The organism is Halopelagius inordinatus, from assembly GCF_900113245.1.
GTDB classification, from domain to species: Archaea; Halobacteriota; Halobacteria; order Halobacteriales; family Haloferacaceae; genus Halopelagius; species Halopelagius inordinatus.
On record NZ_FOOQ01000003.1, the window covers coordinates 1 to 15,842 of the forward strand.

General features: G+C 62.7%; 14 protein-coding genes. 6 read left to right on the forward strand and 8 right to left on the reverse strand.

From position 1 onward, the window contains the following. A partial coding sequence (locus tag BM167_RS12695; protein WP_092893102.1) for a cytochrome b family protein occupies positions 1-583 on the forward strand: 583 nt, incomplete at its 5' end. 510 nt (positions 584-1,093) lie between these two features. On the opposite strand, the gene BM167_RS12700 is transcribed toward BM167_RS12695, so the two are convergent. Continuing rightward, a complete protein-coding gene (locus BM167_RS12700; protein ID WP_092893103.1) occupies positions 1,094-1,828 on the reverse strand; it encodes a DICT sensory domain-containing protein in 735 nt (244 codons plus the stop codon). Positions 1,829-2,163: 335 nt separating this feature from the next. Here BM167_RS12700 and glmU point away from each other — a divergent pair, with 335 nt between their 5' ends. Continuing rightward, the gene (gene glmU / locus BM167_RS12705; RefSeq protein WP_092893104.1) at positions 2,164-3,354 is read left to right on the forward strand and encodes a bifunctional sugar-1-phosphate nucleotidylyltransferase/acetyltransferase; all 1,191 of its coding nucleotides are present in this window, start codon (positions 2,164-2,166) and stop codon (positions 3,352-3,354) included. Between the two features lie 118 nt (positions 3,355-3,472). On the opposite strand, the gene BM167_RS12710 is transcribed toward glmU, so the two are convergent. From BM167_RS12710 to BM167_RS12730, 5 genes are all read right to left on the reverse strand, one after another. Next, a complete protein-coding gene (locus BM167_RS12710) occupies positions 3,473-3,958 on the reverse strand; it encodes an ArsR/SmtB family transcription factor (protein WP_092893105.1) in 486 nt (161 codons plus the stop codon). 275 nt (positions 3,959-4,233) lie between these two features. Next, positions 4,234-6,051 (reverse strand): glutamine--fructose-6-phosphate transaminase (isomerizing), encoded by a 1,818-nt coding sequence (glmS, locus tag BM167_RS12715; protein WP_092893106.1) that lies wholly within the window; start codon positions 6,049-6,051, stop codon positions 4,234-4,236. Position 6,052: 1 nt separating this feature from the next. Next, positions 6,053-7,225 (reverse strand): sugar phosphate nucleotidyltransferase, encoded by a 1,173-nt coding sequence (locus BM167_RS12720; RefSeq protein WP_092893107.1) that lies wholly within the window; start codon positions 7,223-7,225, stop codon positions 6,053-6,055. Between the two features lie 423 nt (positions 7,226-7,648). Next, entirely contained in the window at positions 7,649-8,254 is a 606-nt protein-coding gene (locus BM167_RS12725; protein ID WP_092893108.1) for a DUF7344 domain-containing protein, read from the reverse strand. Positions 8,255-8,639: 385 nt separating this feature from the next. Further along, positions 8,640-9,176, reverse strand: coding sequence for a DUF7344 domain-containing protein (locus BM167_RS12730; RefSeq protein ID WP_092893109.1), 537 nt, complete (start codon positions 9,174-9,176; stop codon positions 8,640-8,642). A 347-nt stretch (positions 9,177-9,523) separates the two neighbouring features. Here BM167_RS12730 and BM167_RS12735 point away from each other — a divergent pair, with 347 nt between their 5' ends. From BM167_RS12735 to BM167_RS12750, 4 genes are all read left to right on the forward strand, one after another. After that, positions 9,524-9,802 carry a PadR family transcriptional regulator gene (locus BM167_RS12735; RefSeq protein ID WP_092539126.1) on the forward strand — a complete coding sequence of 93 codons (279 nt, stop codon included), beginning with the start codon at positions 9,524-9,526 and terminating at the stop codon, positions 9,800-9,802. A gap of 435 nt (positions 9,803-10,237) precedes the next feature. Further along, positions 10,238-11,377 carry a non-hydrolyzing UDP-N-acetylglucosamine 2-epimerase gene (gene wecB / locus BM167_RS12740; protein WP_092893110.1) on the forward strand — a complete coding sequence of 380 codons (1,140 nt, stop codon included), beginning with the start codon at positions 10,238-10,240 and terminating at the stop codon, positions 11,375-11,377. Beyond that, positions 11,374-12,660 (forward strand): nucleotide sugar dehydrogenase, encoded by a 1,287-nt coding sequence (locus BM167_RS12745; RefSeq protein ID WP_092893111.1) that lies wholly within the window; start codon positions 11,374-11,376, stop codon positions 12,658-12,660. Before wecB ends, BM167_RS12745 begins: the two co-directional genes overlap by 4 nt. Positions 12,661-12,865: 205 nt before the next feature. Next, on the forward strand, positions 12,866-13,270 hold the full coding sequence (locus BM167_RS12750; protein WP_092893112.1) for a hypothetical protein: 405 nt from the start codon (positions 12,866-12,868) through the stop codon (positions 13,268-13,270). A 95-nt stretch (positions 13,271-13,365) separates the two neighbouring features. Here the strand turns inward: BM167_RS12750 and aglF are convergent, their stop codons facing one another. Both aglF and glmM read right to left on the reverse strand, forming a co-directional pair. Beyond that, complete coding sequence (gene aglF, locus BM167_RS12755) at positions 13,366-14,166, reverse strand: UTP--glucose-1-phosphate uridylyltransferase AglF (RefSeq protein WP_092893113.1); 801 nt, start codon at positions 14,164-14,166, stop codon at positions 13,366-13,368. 272 nt (positions 14,167-14,438) lie between these two features. Continuing rightward, a complete protein-coding gene (glmM, locus tag BM167_RS12760; protein WP_092893114.1) occupies positions 14,439-15,764 on the reverse strand; it encodes a phosphoglucosamine mutase in 1,326 nt (441 codons plus the stop codon). Positions 15,765-15,842 lie beyond the last annotated feature (78 nt).

A 15,842-nucleotide genomic window follows, 5' to 3' on the forward strand; every position in this document is an offset into this window, starting at 1 on the left:
CTACGTCGAACGCGACGTGCTCGGCTTCCCGACGTGGCCCCACGAGATAATCCGGAACCTCTCTATCGCGAGTTTCTTCGTCGGGGTCATCCTGTTTCTCTCGGCGACGATGCCGCCGCACATCGGCGCGCCAGCGAACCCCAGTTCCACGCCGGCGATTATCCTGCCCGACTGGTATCTGTACTGGTCGTTCGGCCTGTTGAAGCTCGGCCCGCTGAACCCCGAGTTGGCGATTCTCGGCGGCCAGAAACTGACCGCGGACCGGACGTACGGCGTTCTCGCGAACGTCGTCGTCGTCGGTATCATCGCGATGGTCCCGTTCCTCAACAAAGGAAGCGCGCGCCGCCCCGTCGAGCAGCCGTTCTGGGCCGCCGTCGGCGTCGGCGGCGTCGTCTTCGCGTTCACCATCTCGATTCTGGCCATCAAGAACCTCATGCCGATGAACGTCGACCTGCTGTTCGACCTGACGTTCATCCTCCCCGTCGTCGCGTTCTTCCTCACCTACGCGGTGTTGAAGACGATGCGAGAAGGCTACATGTACGGTCTCAACAAACGCTACTACCGACTCCGACCACCGAGGTGACCGGACGCGCCGCGTTCGGGGCCCGCGGGCGCCGCCGGGCGGGTCTCTTCTGCCGACGCGGTTCTGTCGGCGAGACGCGACACCGTTACCGGCCCCGCCCAGATATTGTCATTCTATCAACTATATCCTTCGTCGAAGGCGAGTTATCGCAGCAAATCCACTGATTCGGACGCGCTCGTTCCCGAAATTCGAGCCTACCGTTACACCCCTAAGATTGTAAGAGTTAGTGAATGTGTGTTAGACGTGATTGTGTGGGCGCAGTTACAATAAAAATGTAACGGCCGGTCGAGGCGGGTCGGGGCGGGTCGCTGACCGAGCAGACGGGACGGAAGAGCGCCGATACAGCCAAGACCTTCGGTGACGGGTATGCAGGTGATGACCGAATCAAAGAGTCCCTCCCCGCAGTGTGAGCGGTGCGGTGCCGAACTAACGCGGAGAGCGACCGGAACGCTCGCACTCTCCGCGACGGTTCGCTGCCCTCAGTGCGACCGGAGCGCGTAAGCGACCGAGTCAGCACCGACCCGCGGTACCGTCGGATTTCGGGCGACCGTACGACGACCGAAGGTGGGCCACGACGGACGCCACCGTCTCTGAGTCGTAGGTCCAAAAGCCGTAGAACCGACCCGGACTCCGCTCCTCCGCGAGGAGTGCGCACCGGCCGATTTCCTCGGGGCCGCCGTCGAACACGACGAACCACGAGTCTCGAATCTCGGCGCCGCGTTCGAGGTGGAACTGGACGTTCTCGGCGGGTCGAAACCGTGGACTCGGAGCGGCGTACGCGTGAACGGAGAGCCCGTCGCACTCGCCGATGCGTTCGTACACCGTTCGTTGTCGTTCGAAGTGTTCGACGGTTTGGAATCCGGCGTGCAGACTCCCCTCACCGACCCGACACGCTCTGTCCTCTATCTCGCGCGAGGCGTCGAGCATCGTCGCTCGGTCGTACGAGGTGAACGTCGTCTCGTCGAGGTGGTCGAGTACCGGTCGGTACCTCGCCGAGGCGGACTCCGACGCGTCTCGGGACCCGTCACACGACAGTTCCGCGGCATCGACGGCGGTGACGAACGACCCTCGATGGCTCAGCACCACGAAGTTGCGCGGGCCGCCGAGCGTCGTCTCCACGGTTACCGCGAGATTCCGCTCTGCGAACCGTTCGCGGAGTTCTCCGGCGACGCCCGGTTTCGGGTTGAACACCGTCAGCGTCTTTTCGGCGTCTTCGACGCCGGCGACGAGGTCCGTCAGCGACATGGTGAGCCGAACGGAGTCCAGCTATATGACGGTTTACACCGTTTCGGTTCGCGTCGTTGAACGCCGAAACGCGCCATTTTACGCCGGTTAACTCGAATAGAAGCCGTGTAACCGGTCGTTGTCGACGGTCGCCCTCACGGAGAGTTCGACGCGGCGCTCGGAAACCATCGATACACGCCCTCCGTAGCCGGTCGAACGAAGTCGGTTCCCCGGTCAAAGCACGAGATGCGGGAACCGGTTCGGCCGCACGTGCACCGTCGGTAGACCCCACCTAATCCGGAGCGCGGCGGTCGTAGTCCGCAAATACATTTTCCCCGATGCCGCGTACACCCGGTATGCAGACAGTCGTTCTCGCCGCAGGCGTCGGCAGTCGAATGGGGCCGCTCACCGACGAGCGTCCGAAGCCCATGCTCCCGGTGGCCGGGCGTCCCCTCGTCTCTCACACGGTAGCGTCGGCCGTCGAGGCCGGCGCGTCGAAGATCGTACTCGTCGTCGGCTACCAGTCCGAGGACGTGCGCGAGCACTTCGGCGACGAGTACGCGGGCGTACCCGTAGAATACGCCGTCCAGGAGGAACAGCGCGGGACTGCCGACGCGGTCCGGGCCGCGGTCGAAGTCCTCGACGACGGCCCGTTCGCCGTGCTCAACGGCGACGCGCTCTACGACGTGCCGTCGCTCGGAGACCTGTACGACGGCGGACCCGCGGTCGGATCGTTCGAGGTGGCCGACCCCACGTCGTACGGCGTCCTCCGGACCGACGACGCGGGCCACGTCTCCGGCGTCGTCGAGAAGCCCGAGGACCCGCCCTCGAACCTCGTCAACGCCGGCGCGTACGTCTTCCCCGAGGAGGCGGGCGCGTGGCTTCACGACGTGGAGGAGTCAGAGCGCGGCGAATTCGAACTGACGGACGTGCTCGACCGCCTCTGCGAACGCGGCGACGTGCGCGCAGTCGCGTTCGACCGGTGGTTGGACGTCGGACGCCCGTGGGAACTGCTCGAAGCCAACGAGTGGAAACTCGGAGAACTGGAGGCGCAAGTCGACGGCGACGTGAGCGACGACGCCGAACTCGGCGATTCGGTGGTCGTAGAGGAGGGCGCGACGGTTCGCTCGGGCGTCGTCGTCGAGGGGCCCGCGCTGATCCAATCGGGTGCCACCGTCGGTCCGAACGCGTACGTGCGCGGCGCCTCTCTCGTCGGTCCGAACGCGAAGATAGGTCACGCCGTGGAGGTCAAAAACAGCGTCCTCATGGACGGCGCGACGGCGGGCCACCTCTCGTACGTCGGCGACAGCGTCGTCGGGCGTGACGTGAACTTCGGGGCGGGCACGCAGGTCGCGAATCTGCGACACGACGGCGGTGACGTGAAGATGACCGTCAAAGGCGACCGCGTCTCGACCGGCCGCCGAAAGATGGGCGTCGTCGTCGGTCACGACACGAAGACGGGGATAAACAGTAGTCTCGACGCCGGTGTGGTGTTCTCGCCCGGTTCGACCGTCGAACCCGGCGAGTCCGTCACGCGGGACCGCTGAGCGGACGGAAACGCCGACGGTACTCTTCGTGTGTTTCGTCTACGAACGGCGCGAGCCTGGCGGCCGAATCGGTCACAGACGCCCGGAGAAAACGCCGACTCGGGTCAGGACCGGTTCGTCACTCGTTCGAGCGACCGTACACCTGCATGAACGTCTCGAACAGGTCGGGGTCGAGTTTGAACTGGACGTCGACGAGTTCCTCGTCCGCATCGTAGCTCACGTGCTGGACGTCTACGACGTCCATGACGGTCTCTATCGCGTCCTCCGTGCAGTCGCTCGGGCCCTGCTTGACCTCCATGTCGTCCTCTCCGATCTGGATGGACACGCCGTCGATGCGCGTGCGGTAAGAGCCCTTCGACGCGCTGAGAAGCGGGTTGCAGCGTTCGACGAGGCCGAGTTCGTTCAAGCGGTCCAGACGGCGGTAGATCGTCGACTCCGAGACTTCGCAGCGTTCTGCGAGTTCCTCGGCGGTGACGGCGCCGCGTTGTCCCGCGACGAGAATCTCTCGTGCGACCTCGTCCCCGAGGGAGTCGAGGAGAGCATCGCTATCTACATCTTCGAGGTGGAGCGGTGACGACGCGACCCATTGCGTGCTGGCTGCCATGGACTCTCCTTTGAGAGTACCCACCTTATGTAATCACCTCTTACCACCCCACCCCAGTTGGTAACCACCGCGTACCGGACGCGGTAAGTCCCGCATACTCTCGGTTCGCGGAGATTGAGAAACAGTCGCAGAAACTCTCTCGCGCAGTTTCTCCGATATACGACCCGTTAGATGGCTAAAACGTCGCTATAAACGAGAAATTCTTGCCGATATAGTCGGTGGGCGGCAGATACGGAGAGTGCGCGACTCGACCGTCGGGCGCGAGTCGGCGCGCGTTACTGGACCGTGACCGACTTCGCCAAGTTTCGCGGTTTGTCGATGGGTCGGTCGAGGAGGTCAGCCGCGTGGTACGCGACGAGTTGCAGTTGGACGCTCGCGGGGATGCCGGCCATGTCGGGGTGCGTCTCCGGGATGGAGAGGACGTGGTCTGCGAACTCCGCTATCTCGCCGTCGGTCTTGCTGGTGACCGCGATGACGGGCGCGCCGCGCGCTTGGACCTCCTTCATGTTGCTCAGGGTGGCCTCGTCGTCGAAGCCGGTGAACACCGCGAACACCGGCGTATTCGGCGTGACGAGCGCTAACGGTCCGTGTTTGAGTTCGGACGCCGCAAAGCCCTCTGCGTGTTCGTACGATATCTCCTTGAACTTCAGCGCGCCTTCGAGCGCCACCGGGTGGGCGACGCCGCGCCCGATGAAGAAGTACGAGTCCGCGTCTTTGTACTCCTTCGCGACGGCGGACGCGATGGAGGTGTCGAGCACCTCCTGGACGTGGCCGGGAAGCCGCGACATCGACTCGACGAGGTCGCGAGCGCTGTTGGACTGGCCGCCCGTGACGTCCTCGACGAGTCGTTCGCCGATCATAGAGAGAGCGGTCACCTGCGAGCAGAACGTCTTGGTCGCGGCGACGCCGATTTCCGGTCCGGCGCGGATGAGGAGCGTCTCGTCGCACTCGCGCGTCACCGACGACCCGACGGTGTTGGTGATGGCGACCGTTCGGGCCCCGGCGCTCTGCGCCCGCCGAATCGCGTCGAGAGTGTCCGCGGTCTCTCCGCTTTGGGTGACGGCGACGACGAGCGTGTTGGACTTGACCGGCGGTCTGACGAGGCCGTACTCGCCAGCCTGGAAGGCGTACGACGGTACCCCGCGCGCCGATAGCATGTTCGAGGCGTACATCGCCGCGTGGTACGACGTGCCCATACCGACGAACTGGACCTCCTCTATCTCGGAGAACGTCCCCTCGGGGAAGTCGTCGAGTTCCACAGTCCCGTCGAGCGCGTTCAGGCGGCCGTGGATGGTGTTGCGGAGCGCGCCGGGCTGCTCGTGAATCTCCTTGAGCATGAAGTGCTCGTAGCCGCCTTTCGTGGCGGTTTCGGCGCTCCACTCGACGCGTTCGACTTCGCGGTTTATCTGTCTGCCCGCGCCGTCGGTGATCTCGTAACCGTCGGGGCGGACGGCGATGAAGTCGCCGTCGTGGAGGTAGACCACCTGGTCCGTGTACTCGACGAACGCCGGAACGTCGCTGGCGAGGAAGTACCGGCCCGGGCCGATGCCGAAGACGAGGGGCGACCCAGAGCGGGTGGCGTAGATAGCCTCGTCGCCGTCGATGATGGCGGCGATGGCGTACGTGCCAGAGAGGCGGGCGACCGCAGAGCGGAACGCTTCCTCGGGGGTCGCGCCGTTGTTCAGTTCCTCCTCTATGAGGTGCGGGACGACTTCCGTGTCCGTGTCGCTCGTGAAGGTGTGTCCCCGCGACTCCAGTTCGGACTTCAGCGACTGGTGGTTACCGATGATACCGTTGTGAACCACGGCGACCCGACCCGACTCGTCGGTGTGCGGGTGGGCGTTCTCGTCGGTGACGCCGCCGTGCGTCGCCCATCGGGTGTGACCGATACCGTACTCCCCCGAGAGGGGGTTCTCCTCGACTTCGTCGACGAGTTCGGACACTTCGCCGACGCTCTTGGCCAGCGAGATGTCCGACCGCCCCTTGACGGCGATGCCCGCAGAGTCGTACCCGCGGTACTCTAAGCTCTGCAGTCCTTCGATAAGCGGTTCCACCGAGTCGGTCTCTCCGATGCACGCAGTTATTCCACACATGTTAAGCAGCTATCTCCGTTTTTTCGCGAACCGTTCCGTCCACGACGACGCCCGCGCCGACGGTTGCCTCCGCACCGACGCTGCAACCCGATTCGAGCGTCGCGTTCGTGCCGACCGTCGCTCGGTCGGCCACGATACTTCCGAGTCGCCGGTCCGTGTACAGTTTCCCGTCTACGACGACGTCCGCGCGGCCGCCCGGCGAGGCGACGCAGTCTCGTATCTCGGCGCCCGACCCGAGAACCGAATCCCGGAGGAGCGCGTTCGCGCCGACGTAGGCGTCGTTCGAGAGGATAGACCGCTCGATGACGGTATTCGCGCCGACGTGGACGTTGTCCTGTAGGCACGTCCCCGACCGGATGACCGCGCCGGGGCCGATGTTGCAGTTCTCTCCGATGACGACCGGACCCTCGATGACGGCGGTTTCGTGGACTCGCGCCGAGTCCGCAATCTGGACCTGAGAGCCGAGTTCGTCCGCCAGAACGGTCTCGGAGACCGACAGAAGCTTCCAGGGGTTCGAGGGGTCGAGCCATCCGCCGTTGACCAGAATCGACGTCACCGGACCGTCGAGGTGGGCGATGGCGTCCGTGAGCCGTATCTCGCCTTGCCACGGGTCGGTCCGGTCGAGCGCGTCGAACACGCTGCGGTTGAACACGTACACGCCCGCGTTGACGAGGTAGCCCTCGCGTTCGACCGGGTGTTCGTCGATGTCCGAGATGAGTCCGCGGTCCGAGATGACGACGCCGTACTCCTCTGGGGTGTCCGAGTGAGCGACGGCGACAGTGGAGGCGGAATCGGTCGTGGTGTAGCGTCGAAGCGTCGCCGCCACGATATTCTCGTCGATTATGTTGTCGCCGTTGACGACGACGAAGTCGTCACCGACGGAGTCTTTCGCCTGCAAGAGGGCGTGACCGCTTCCCAACTGGGAGGGCTGTTGCACGAACTCTATCTCCGTGTCGGGGTGGGCGGACGTGAGGTGCGTCTGGATTCGGTCGCTCCGGTACCCCACGACGACGACGATGCGCTCTATCCCGTTTGCGACGAGAGAGTCGAGCACGAAGTCGATGACGGGGCGGTTCGCGACGGGCAGCATGGGCTTCGGAAGGTACTTCGTTAGCGGACGGAGGCGTCGTCCCTCCCCAGCAGCGAGGACGACAGCCTCGGTAACATCGCTCATCCGTTCGCCTCCCGACGCTCGCGTATCGCCACGGCGCCATCGGGCCGGACGGACTGTGAGGACATACTACCAAAACGGGGATGCACCGGCATTGTTATGGGCAGTATGCGAACACGGGGGGAAGCCGTTAGGACCCGCGTTTTCTCCTGAACAACGCGTTTTGATTAGAGATAGAGACCCTAATACGCTCGAACCGCCCGTTCCCATCAGTAACATGTCATTATTGCCCGAGTGAGAGCGCGGGAAAATCGCCTCTCCGAGAGAGACCGGCGGCAGTTACTGCCGGTACGGGGCGTCGGTCGAGAGCGAGGCTCGGCCGGGAAATCGGCGGCGTAAACGGTCGGAAAGTGGCGGAAAACGGCGGAAAATCACAGCGCGAGAATCGGAAACGCGGTAACTCGACGGAGACGACGTATCCGGCGGTCAGTCCTGGTCGAGGGTACCGCGGTACGTCTCCATCGCGGTCAGGACGACGAGAGCCACGGTGCTGACGACTGCCCATCCGGCGTCGGGGACCATCGCGAATCCGGGAACGCCGAGAAGTCCGGCGGTGACGGCGGCACCGACGGCGGACGCCACAGCGAGGTTCCGCTTCGGGGCGGCAGACGACGACTCGTCTGCGGGCGTCGACGAACCGAGGTACGGTTCGAGCTGTTCGGCCATCGGCTTGAGTTCGATGTCGCCGCGGTTCTTCTCGAAGTCGATGACACCGGAACTGGCCATCTTCGGAAGGTGGCATTGGTACAGGCCGATGTAGACGCGCTTGCGCTGACTCGACGAGAGCGTGGCGATGTCGATACCGTTCTCTTTGGCCGCGATGTACTCGGCCATGTCGCCGAGTTTCGCTTCGCCGTCGTTCTGCTTCAGATACTCGATGGCGTCGCGCCGACGCTGGTTCTTCAGTATCTCGAAGATGACGTCCTTCGTGAGCGTCTCTTCGACGTCCGAAGGTTCTTCGTCGCTGGTTTGGGCTTTCTGTTCCTCTTCCGTCGCAGGTTCTTGGGTTTTGTTGAGTGATTCGAGAGCCATCTGCCTACCTCCCTCTCGTAGAGAGGGCACGTTGGTTCTGCATCAGCATCCCACCAGCCGGGTTAATTTAACGTTTCCCCGGTCGTTCCGGCTGGGCGGTATTCTGACGTTGCTGGTTCGACCCCGCACGAGAGGTCGTGTTCACAATTATGTTCCTATGATATATAACTGACTACTAGCCGCAGAGCGTGACAGGTAGGATCGAATTTATGTGTGTTCGATATCAGCTCCGTCGGAGGAGTAATCGAATCCTGAAACTACCGGCTCGGCCGCGGGGTTCGGTTCTGTCGTCTTAATTCGTTCTACAGCGGAAGATTCGGAAAATCACAGGGGTATAACGGGGAGGCGAGGCGACGTGTTATCTCGTCTTACGCGTGCGCGCGTATCATTCGATGAGAGACTGGAATGAATCGGTCGATTCGTCGGTTTGCGTCTCCGAGAGATACTGCGCGACGCCGAGTGCGAGAATCGCAGTCGAGATGAAAGCCGCGATAGCGAACCACGGAAGCGACGCGAACACCGGAACCGCGAGCTCGCGTGCGGCGATGAAAAGCCACCCGACCGCACCGAGAGCCGCGTAGTACGTCGCCCACGACCGAGACGAGTCCTCACCCTGCATCCAGAAGAACCCTTCTTGGGCCGTTCGCGGGGTGAGTTCGACCATCCGTTCCTCGTCGTCGTACGATACGATGTTCGCTTCCTCGAGTTTGGGCAGGTGAGTTTGATACAGTGAGATGTACACCCGCTGTCTCTCCTCGTCGGTTACGTCCTCTACAGCCGTTCCGTTCTCTATCGCAGCGATGCGAGCAGCGAGTTCCTTCAGACTCATCTCGTCGCCCTCCTCGTGGAGGTAGTAGATGATGTATCGCCGCCGTGAGTTGCTGAGTATTCGGAATAACTCGTCTTTTGATAGGTCAGTCATCACATTTCGGATGCGTCGTCGTCTGTCTCCCGTATGCCGACTCCAAGCGTACGAATCGTCGTCTCAGTTTATTCCGTTTGTAGTCTTTGTTATCTGCCCGCTTATCGGTATACGGCGGCCCCTACCAGTTCTTTCATTCAAGAATGTCAATTTATAATTGATATTCAGATAGATAATTTCACGATATAGTTTCGCTCATAAAGGCAACCATTATCACCATTTGCCGTTCCGAGCCGTCTCGAATGGTCACGAATCAGACCCGACGACGGGATGTTAATACACGAGGAGGGAACGTATCCTGGTGGCTAACAATACCGGATGGGAACAAATGATAGTCCGAGAACGCGATGTTCGAACTAACAGGCTTTCAGCGGGACCTCCTGTACGTGATCGCCGGGTCAGATCAGCCGTCGGGCCAAGAGATCAAAGAGCGGATCGGAAAGGACGTGGGAGAGGTAAACCACGGCCGACTCTATCCGAATCTCGACGCACTCGTCGAGGAGGGCCTCGTGGAGAAAGGACAGCAGGACCGACGTACGAACTACTACAAGATATCGGAGGAGGGCTGGCAAGCGATCGAACGACGCCGCGAGTGGGAAGACCAGTACGTCTCACTCGGAGAGTAACTCACCTCTTCATCCATCATACTCGAAAGCACTCGAGAGCCGGTAGTCCCGCCAACGGCGAATCGAGAACCGTTTCGGCGACGGTCGTGCCGGAAAGCCGGGCGTCCGAGACTGATGCCGTCACACTCCTGCGGTAAGAGTTACGATAACTGATACCATCTCGTCGACGTCCGAGTATCGCGTCGAAGCTAGCCTCTCCACACGGACCGTGATTCGAGCGGAAACCTCTGTTAGAGCCGTTATATCGCGAATTTCGGCGGATGAGACGGTTCGGAACGACCGATTCGATCTGCTCACCGCTATACAGGTTCCCCATAACAAAGCAGATACACGACAACCAACAGGTAGAGAACGATTCATGACGAACAACTTGAGCGTGGTCGAACAGCCCGAAGTCGACCCTCAGTACACCGGGCACACGCCCGACCGAAACCAATGACGGACAGTGTCGGCGACTCCGACGACCGACGAGTGGCCGTCGTATTGGGAACTCGCCCGGAGATCATCAAGTTCGCTCCGATCCTCAACGAATGTGAGAAGCGAGGGATAGAGTGTCTCCTCATCCACACGGGGCAACACTACTCCGACGGCCTCGACCAGGTGTTCTTCGACCAGTTGTCTCTGCCCGAACCCGACTACAACCTCGAAGTGGGTTCGCTGGGGCACGGAGAGCAGACGGGACAGATGCTCACGGGCATCGAGCGAATTCTCCTCGACGAGACGCCGGACGTCGTCTTAGTGCAGGGTGATACGAACTCGACGCTCGCGGGCGCACTCGCGGCGACGAAACTCCACATCGACGTGGGGCACGTCGAGGCCGGTCTGCGGAGTTTCGACCGGGAGATGCCCGAGGAGATAAACAGACTCGCTACCGACCACATCTCCGATTACCTCTTTGCGCCGACCGAAGAGAGCCGACAGTACCTCGAACGCGAGTCGGTCGGCGGCGAAATCGTCGTCACCGGAAACACCGTCGTCGATACGTTGTACCAGTACCGAGACGTCGTCCGAAGAGAGAGCGACGTGCTCGACGAACACGACCTTCAGCCCGGGGAGTTCTACCTTCTCACGGCACACCGCGCGGAGAACGTAGACAACCCGGAATCGTTCGAGAAGCTCCTGACCGGCGTCGCGCGGTTCGCCGAACGCACCGGACGCGACGTCGTCTACCCGGTACACCCGCGAGCGACGTCGGGGTTAGAGGAGTTCGACATCGAGGTACCCGAATCGATACGCACGATCGAACCGCTCGAATTCTTGGACTTCCTCTGTCTGGAATCCGAGGCCGCGTTGGCGTTCACCGACTCCGGCGGCGTTCAAGAGGAGACCTGTATCCTCGGTACGCCCTGCGTGACGCTTCGGTACAGTACGGAGCGTCCCGAGACGGTTCACGTCGGCGCGAACTGCCTCGCCGGGTTGGAACCCGACGACATCTGCGACGCCGCCGAGACGATGGTCGGCAAGAGCGGAGACTGGCCGGTCCCGTTCGGAGACGGAAACGCGTCCGAGCGGATACTCGACACCGTCGCCGCCGAAGAAGAGACAGACGTCGAAGCACTGGAGGCACCCACATGAAACTCTGTGTACACGGAATCGGATATATCGGACTCGCGACCGGGGCACTGTTCGCAAACAACGGCCACGACGTCGTCGGATACGACCCCGACGAGGAGTTAGTCGCCGAACTGCGCGAGGGCGAACCCCGCACCACCGAGGATGACCTCCGCGAATACGTGTTGGAGGCGATGGAAAAGGGGTTCGAACCGAGCACCGAACCGGTCGAAGCCGACTGTCACCTCATCTGCGTTCCGACTCCCTACGACGAGGACGCCGGGCGCGCGGACATGGCGTACGTCGAGACGGCGGGTCGAGCCGTCGCAGACCTCCTGAAACCGGGTGACACCGTCATCCTCGAATCGACGGTCCCGCCGGGGACGACGGCGGACGTGTTGACCCCCGTACTGGCGGAGTCGGGACTCACCCCCGGCGAGGATTTCTCCGTCGCGCACTGTCCGGAGACGGTTCTCCCCGGGAACATCACCCACGAACTCGTCCACAACGACCGCATCATCGGCGGAATCGACGCGGAGTCGGCAGACCGGGCTATCGCCCTGTACGAACCGGTGACCGAAGGGACGATTCACCGCGCGCCGAACGCGACGACGGCGGAGTTCGTGAAACTGTCGCAGAACGCCTACCGGGACGTGAACATCGCGTTCGCGAACGAACTGGCGCGGGTCGCCGCGGACTACGGAATCGGCTCGCGCGACGCAATCGACTTGGCTAACAACCACCCGCGCGTCGATATCTTGAACCCCGGACCGGGCGTGGGCGGTCACTGTCTCCCTATCGATCCGTGGTTCCTCGGGCAGTCGTCCGACTCGCTCGACCTCGTAGAGAGCGCTCGGCGCGTCAACGACGGGATGTCGGAGTACGTCGTCGAGTTGCTCGAATCGGAACTCGGAACGCTCGACGGCGCTCGAATCGCGGTGCTCGGCGTCGCGTACAAGGGCAACGTCGACGACACCCGACGCAGTCCCGGCCTCAGACTCGCGGAGACGCTGTCGTCACTTCGACCGGGGGACCAGCGAGCGTCGGCCGTTACGGACGGAGGTACGGAGGTGGACGTCCGCCTGCACGACCCGCACGTCGAGGACGACGGGATACCGCTCCGTTCGTTAGACGACTCACTCCGCGACGCGGACGCTATCGTTATCAGCGCCGACCACGACGCGTTCGCCGACATCGATCCCGAACGCGCGGCGTCGCTCGTCTCGAACCGCGTCGTGGTGGACGCGACGGCTACGCTCGACGCCGACGGATGGCGTCGAGCGGGATTCGAATACGTATCGCTGTAATCCGCTGTCGTCTGCCGGTTTGTCGCCTATTAAACACCGGCAAAAGCGGTTTAACAGCCGAATAAAATAAGCAGTAATTCAGCTGTCCTATACTGTTTTGTCGTGCCGCAGAGACATTCGCAAAAGACATCTATTCGGTACTTTCAGGCCTTCTAACGGCTCTTTTACCACAAGACTTATTTTGTTAATGGGTCACTTGTGTAGTATGGGATGCGAACAGGACGAGGGTAACCACGAGGGTGAAATGGCAAACAAACAATCTGGGGCCGGATACACGCTGTTCGACGCGGAATCCGAGATGGGGACGCCGACCATGGGGACGTACGTCGGCAACGACAGTGGGTCAGAAGAGTTCACCGCGTCCGACGACGGTTCGCGCACGCTCACCATCCAACCGATCGGTAACGGCGTCGCGACGTTCGAGGTGACGACGAGCGACAGTATCGAAGCGCTCTCGCCGAAACACGACGTGACGGTGTCCGCCGGTCGGAGCGCCGAAGACGCGATCGTCGAATCCGTTCGACACTACGACGTCCGGGGGGACGTGACGCATCTTCGCGTGAACGGTCCGGCGGAGGCGTACCTCGACGGTCAGCGACTCGACCACTGAACGCAGGGAGGCGATTCGTCGACGACGCCGCGTCGTGGACGCGCAGATAAAACAACAGAGCTCACCTCCGGCGACCGGAGATAGGGGACGGTCGGTTACTCGTCCTCGCCGTCGCCGGAGACTGACACTTCTTTCGAGTCGGAGTACGACGCCGAGTCCGACCGCCCGACTCGCCTGTCGGTATCGACTTCGCGCAGGCGTCGTTCCGCTTCGTCTCGGTCCTCCGGATAGCCGATGTCGATGCGCCACCCCTCCAGTGTGACCGTCGAGATGGACCGTCCGGAACGAATCAACAGGTCGATGGCGTCCGGGAGTTCGTACTCGCCCCTGTCGGAGGGTTGAACGAGGTGACAGGCGTCGAAGATGGCCGGAGAAAACGTGTAGAACCCGGTCATCGCGAGGTTGGAGACGGGTTCGTCGGGTTTCTCGACGACTTCGACTATCTCGCCGTCGTCGTTGGTCACGCAGACACCGAACCGAGACGCCTCCTCCCACGGGACTTCCTCGACGAGGAACGCCGCGTCCGACGAGTCGTCTCGCTGTTCCGCGAGGACGTCCTCTAAGTTCGCTCGGAAGATGTTGTCACCGAGCATGAGCATGAAGTCGTCGTCGATATACTGTTCTGCGGTGAGAACGGCGTGGGCGAGTCCTGCCGGTTCTCGCTGGTGCGCGTACGTGATGGGGACGCCGCGGTACTCGTCGCCCAACCGCGAGATTATCTGTTCTTTCTTGTGTCCGACGACGACGACGAACTCCTCTGCGTCGAGACTGACGAGGTCGTCGAGGCAGTGCTCGATTATCGGCTGGTCGCCGACTTCGACGAGTGCCTTCGGCTTGTCGTCGGTCAACGGACGGAGCCGGGTCCCTTTGCCGGCGGCGAGAACGACTGCTTTCATCGCTCGACGGTACGACTATTCGGTCTATTGTTATACGGCGGATAGCGGCGCGAGATGCGCCACATCCACCGACGTGCGGTGTCGAACCCTTCCAACGGGCCGAGGCAGATAAGCTCACGTTCGGGCCCCCCGTCGCGACTGCGAGGTGGGGAAAACCGAATGCGACGAGTCGGCCTGAACAATTTCACTAACGGCCCAAAGCGTTATAAATAGTATTATGCCAATGCGTGAATGATAAACGACCTGAAAGGGTTAGGGATTCCTTCGTACAGTTAAGCCACGATTCCGTCGGACTCGACGACGGCGCGAGCGTCCGACAGAAGGTCCGTCGCGACCGATTCGTCTCTCGCCTCCGCCGTCACCCGGACGAGCGGTTCCGTCCCGCTCGCTCGAACGAGGAACCAGCCGTCTTCAGTTTCGACGCGGACGCCGTCTGTGGTGTCCACTCGGTCGTACTCCGCCAACAGCGCATCGCGAATCCGAGCCATCGACTCCGACTTCTTTTCGACGGGGACGTTCGCGCGACAGGTTTCGTAGCGAACGTCGTCGAGACTCGCGACGAGTTCCGAGAGCGGTCCCTCCCGTCGAACCAAGTCCGCGAGGCGGAGGGCCGCGTGGTGGCCGTCGGGCGCGAGCGTCTCCTCCGGCCAGATCCACGCTCCGCTCGGTTCGCCGCCGAAGACGAACCCCGACTGCGAGACGGCTTCCGCGACGTGTACGTCCCCGACGGGAGTGTAGACCACCTCTCCGCCCTCCGCTTCGACGACGTCGCTCACGAGGAGACTCGTGTCCACCGGGACGGCGACTTTCTCGCCCGAGGAGACGACGTCGCGCGCAAAGAGCGCCAACAGTACGTCGCCGGGGACGTACGACCCCGTATCTGAGACGGCGACCATCCGGTCTGCGTCGCCGTCGTGGGCGATACCGAAGTCCGCACCCGCGGCGGGGACGGTGGCCCGAAGGACCGAGAGCGTTTCTGCGTTCGGTTCGCTCTTGCGGGCGGGAAATCGCCCGTCCGGTTGGCCGTCGAGCGTGTTCACGTCGGCGTCGAGTTCGTAGAGCGCATCGACGGTGACGCGGCCCGTCCCGTTCCCCAGATCGACGACCACGTCGAGGTCCTCCATCGTCTCGAACTGAGCCGACAGGGTGTCGACGTGGCGGCGGGCCGCGTCCGCATCCTCGGTCTCTCGGCCGAGTTCGTCCCACCGAGAGCGGTCGGCGTCGCCCGCTTCGATGCGGCGAGTGATGGCGTCCGTCTGGTCGCCGTCGAACGCCTGCCCGGAGGGATTCCAGAGTTTGATGCCGTTGTCGGGGGCGGGGTTGTGCGAGGCGGTGACGATGACGCCCGCGTCAGCGTCCAACCACTCGACGCACCGAGCGACCGTCGGCGTCGACGCGAGGCCCACGCGGACGACGTCGGTTCCGCACTCGCGGAGACCTACGCTGAGTGCGTCGGACAGCATTCGACCGGAGTCTCGTACGTCCCTCCCGAGAACGACGCGGTCCGCGTCGGTCGCGACGGCTTGGCCGATTCGAAGCGCCAAGTCGGCCGTGACCGTCTCACCGACCGCTCCGCGGATACCGCTGGTTCCGAACATAAAGAGAATCTGACGTGGCGAGAGTATTGGTATACGTCACCTAAGCCGGCCGCCGTCTCCGCACGGTCCGGACGCGGG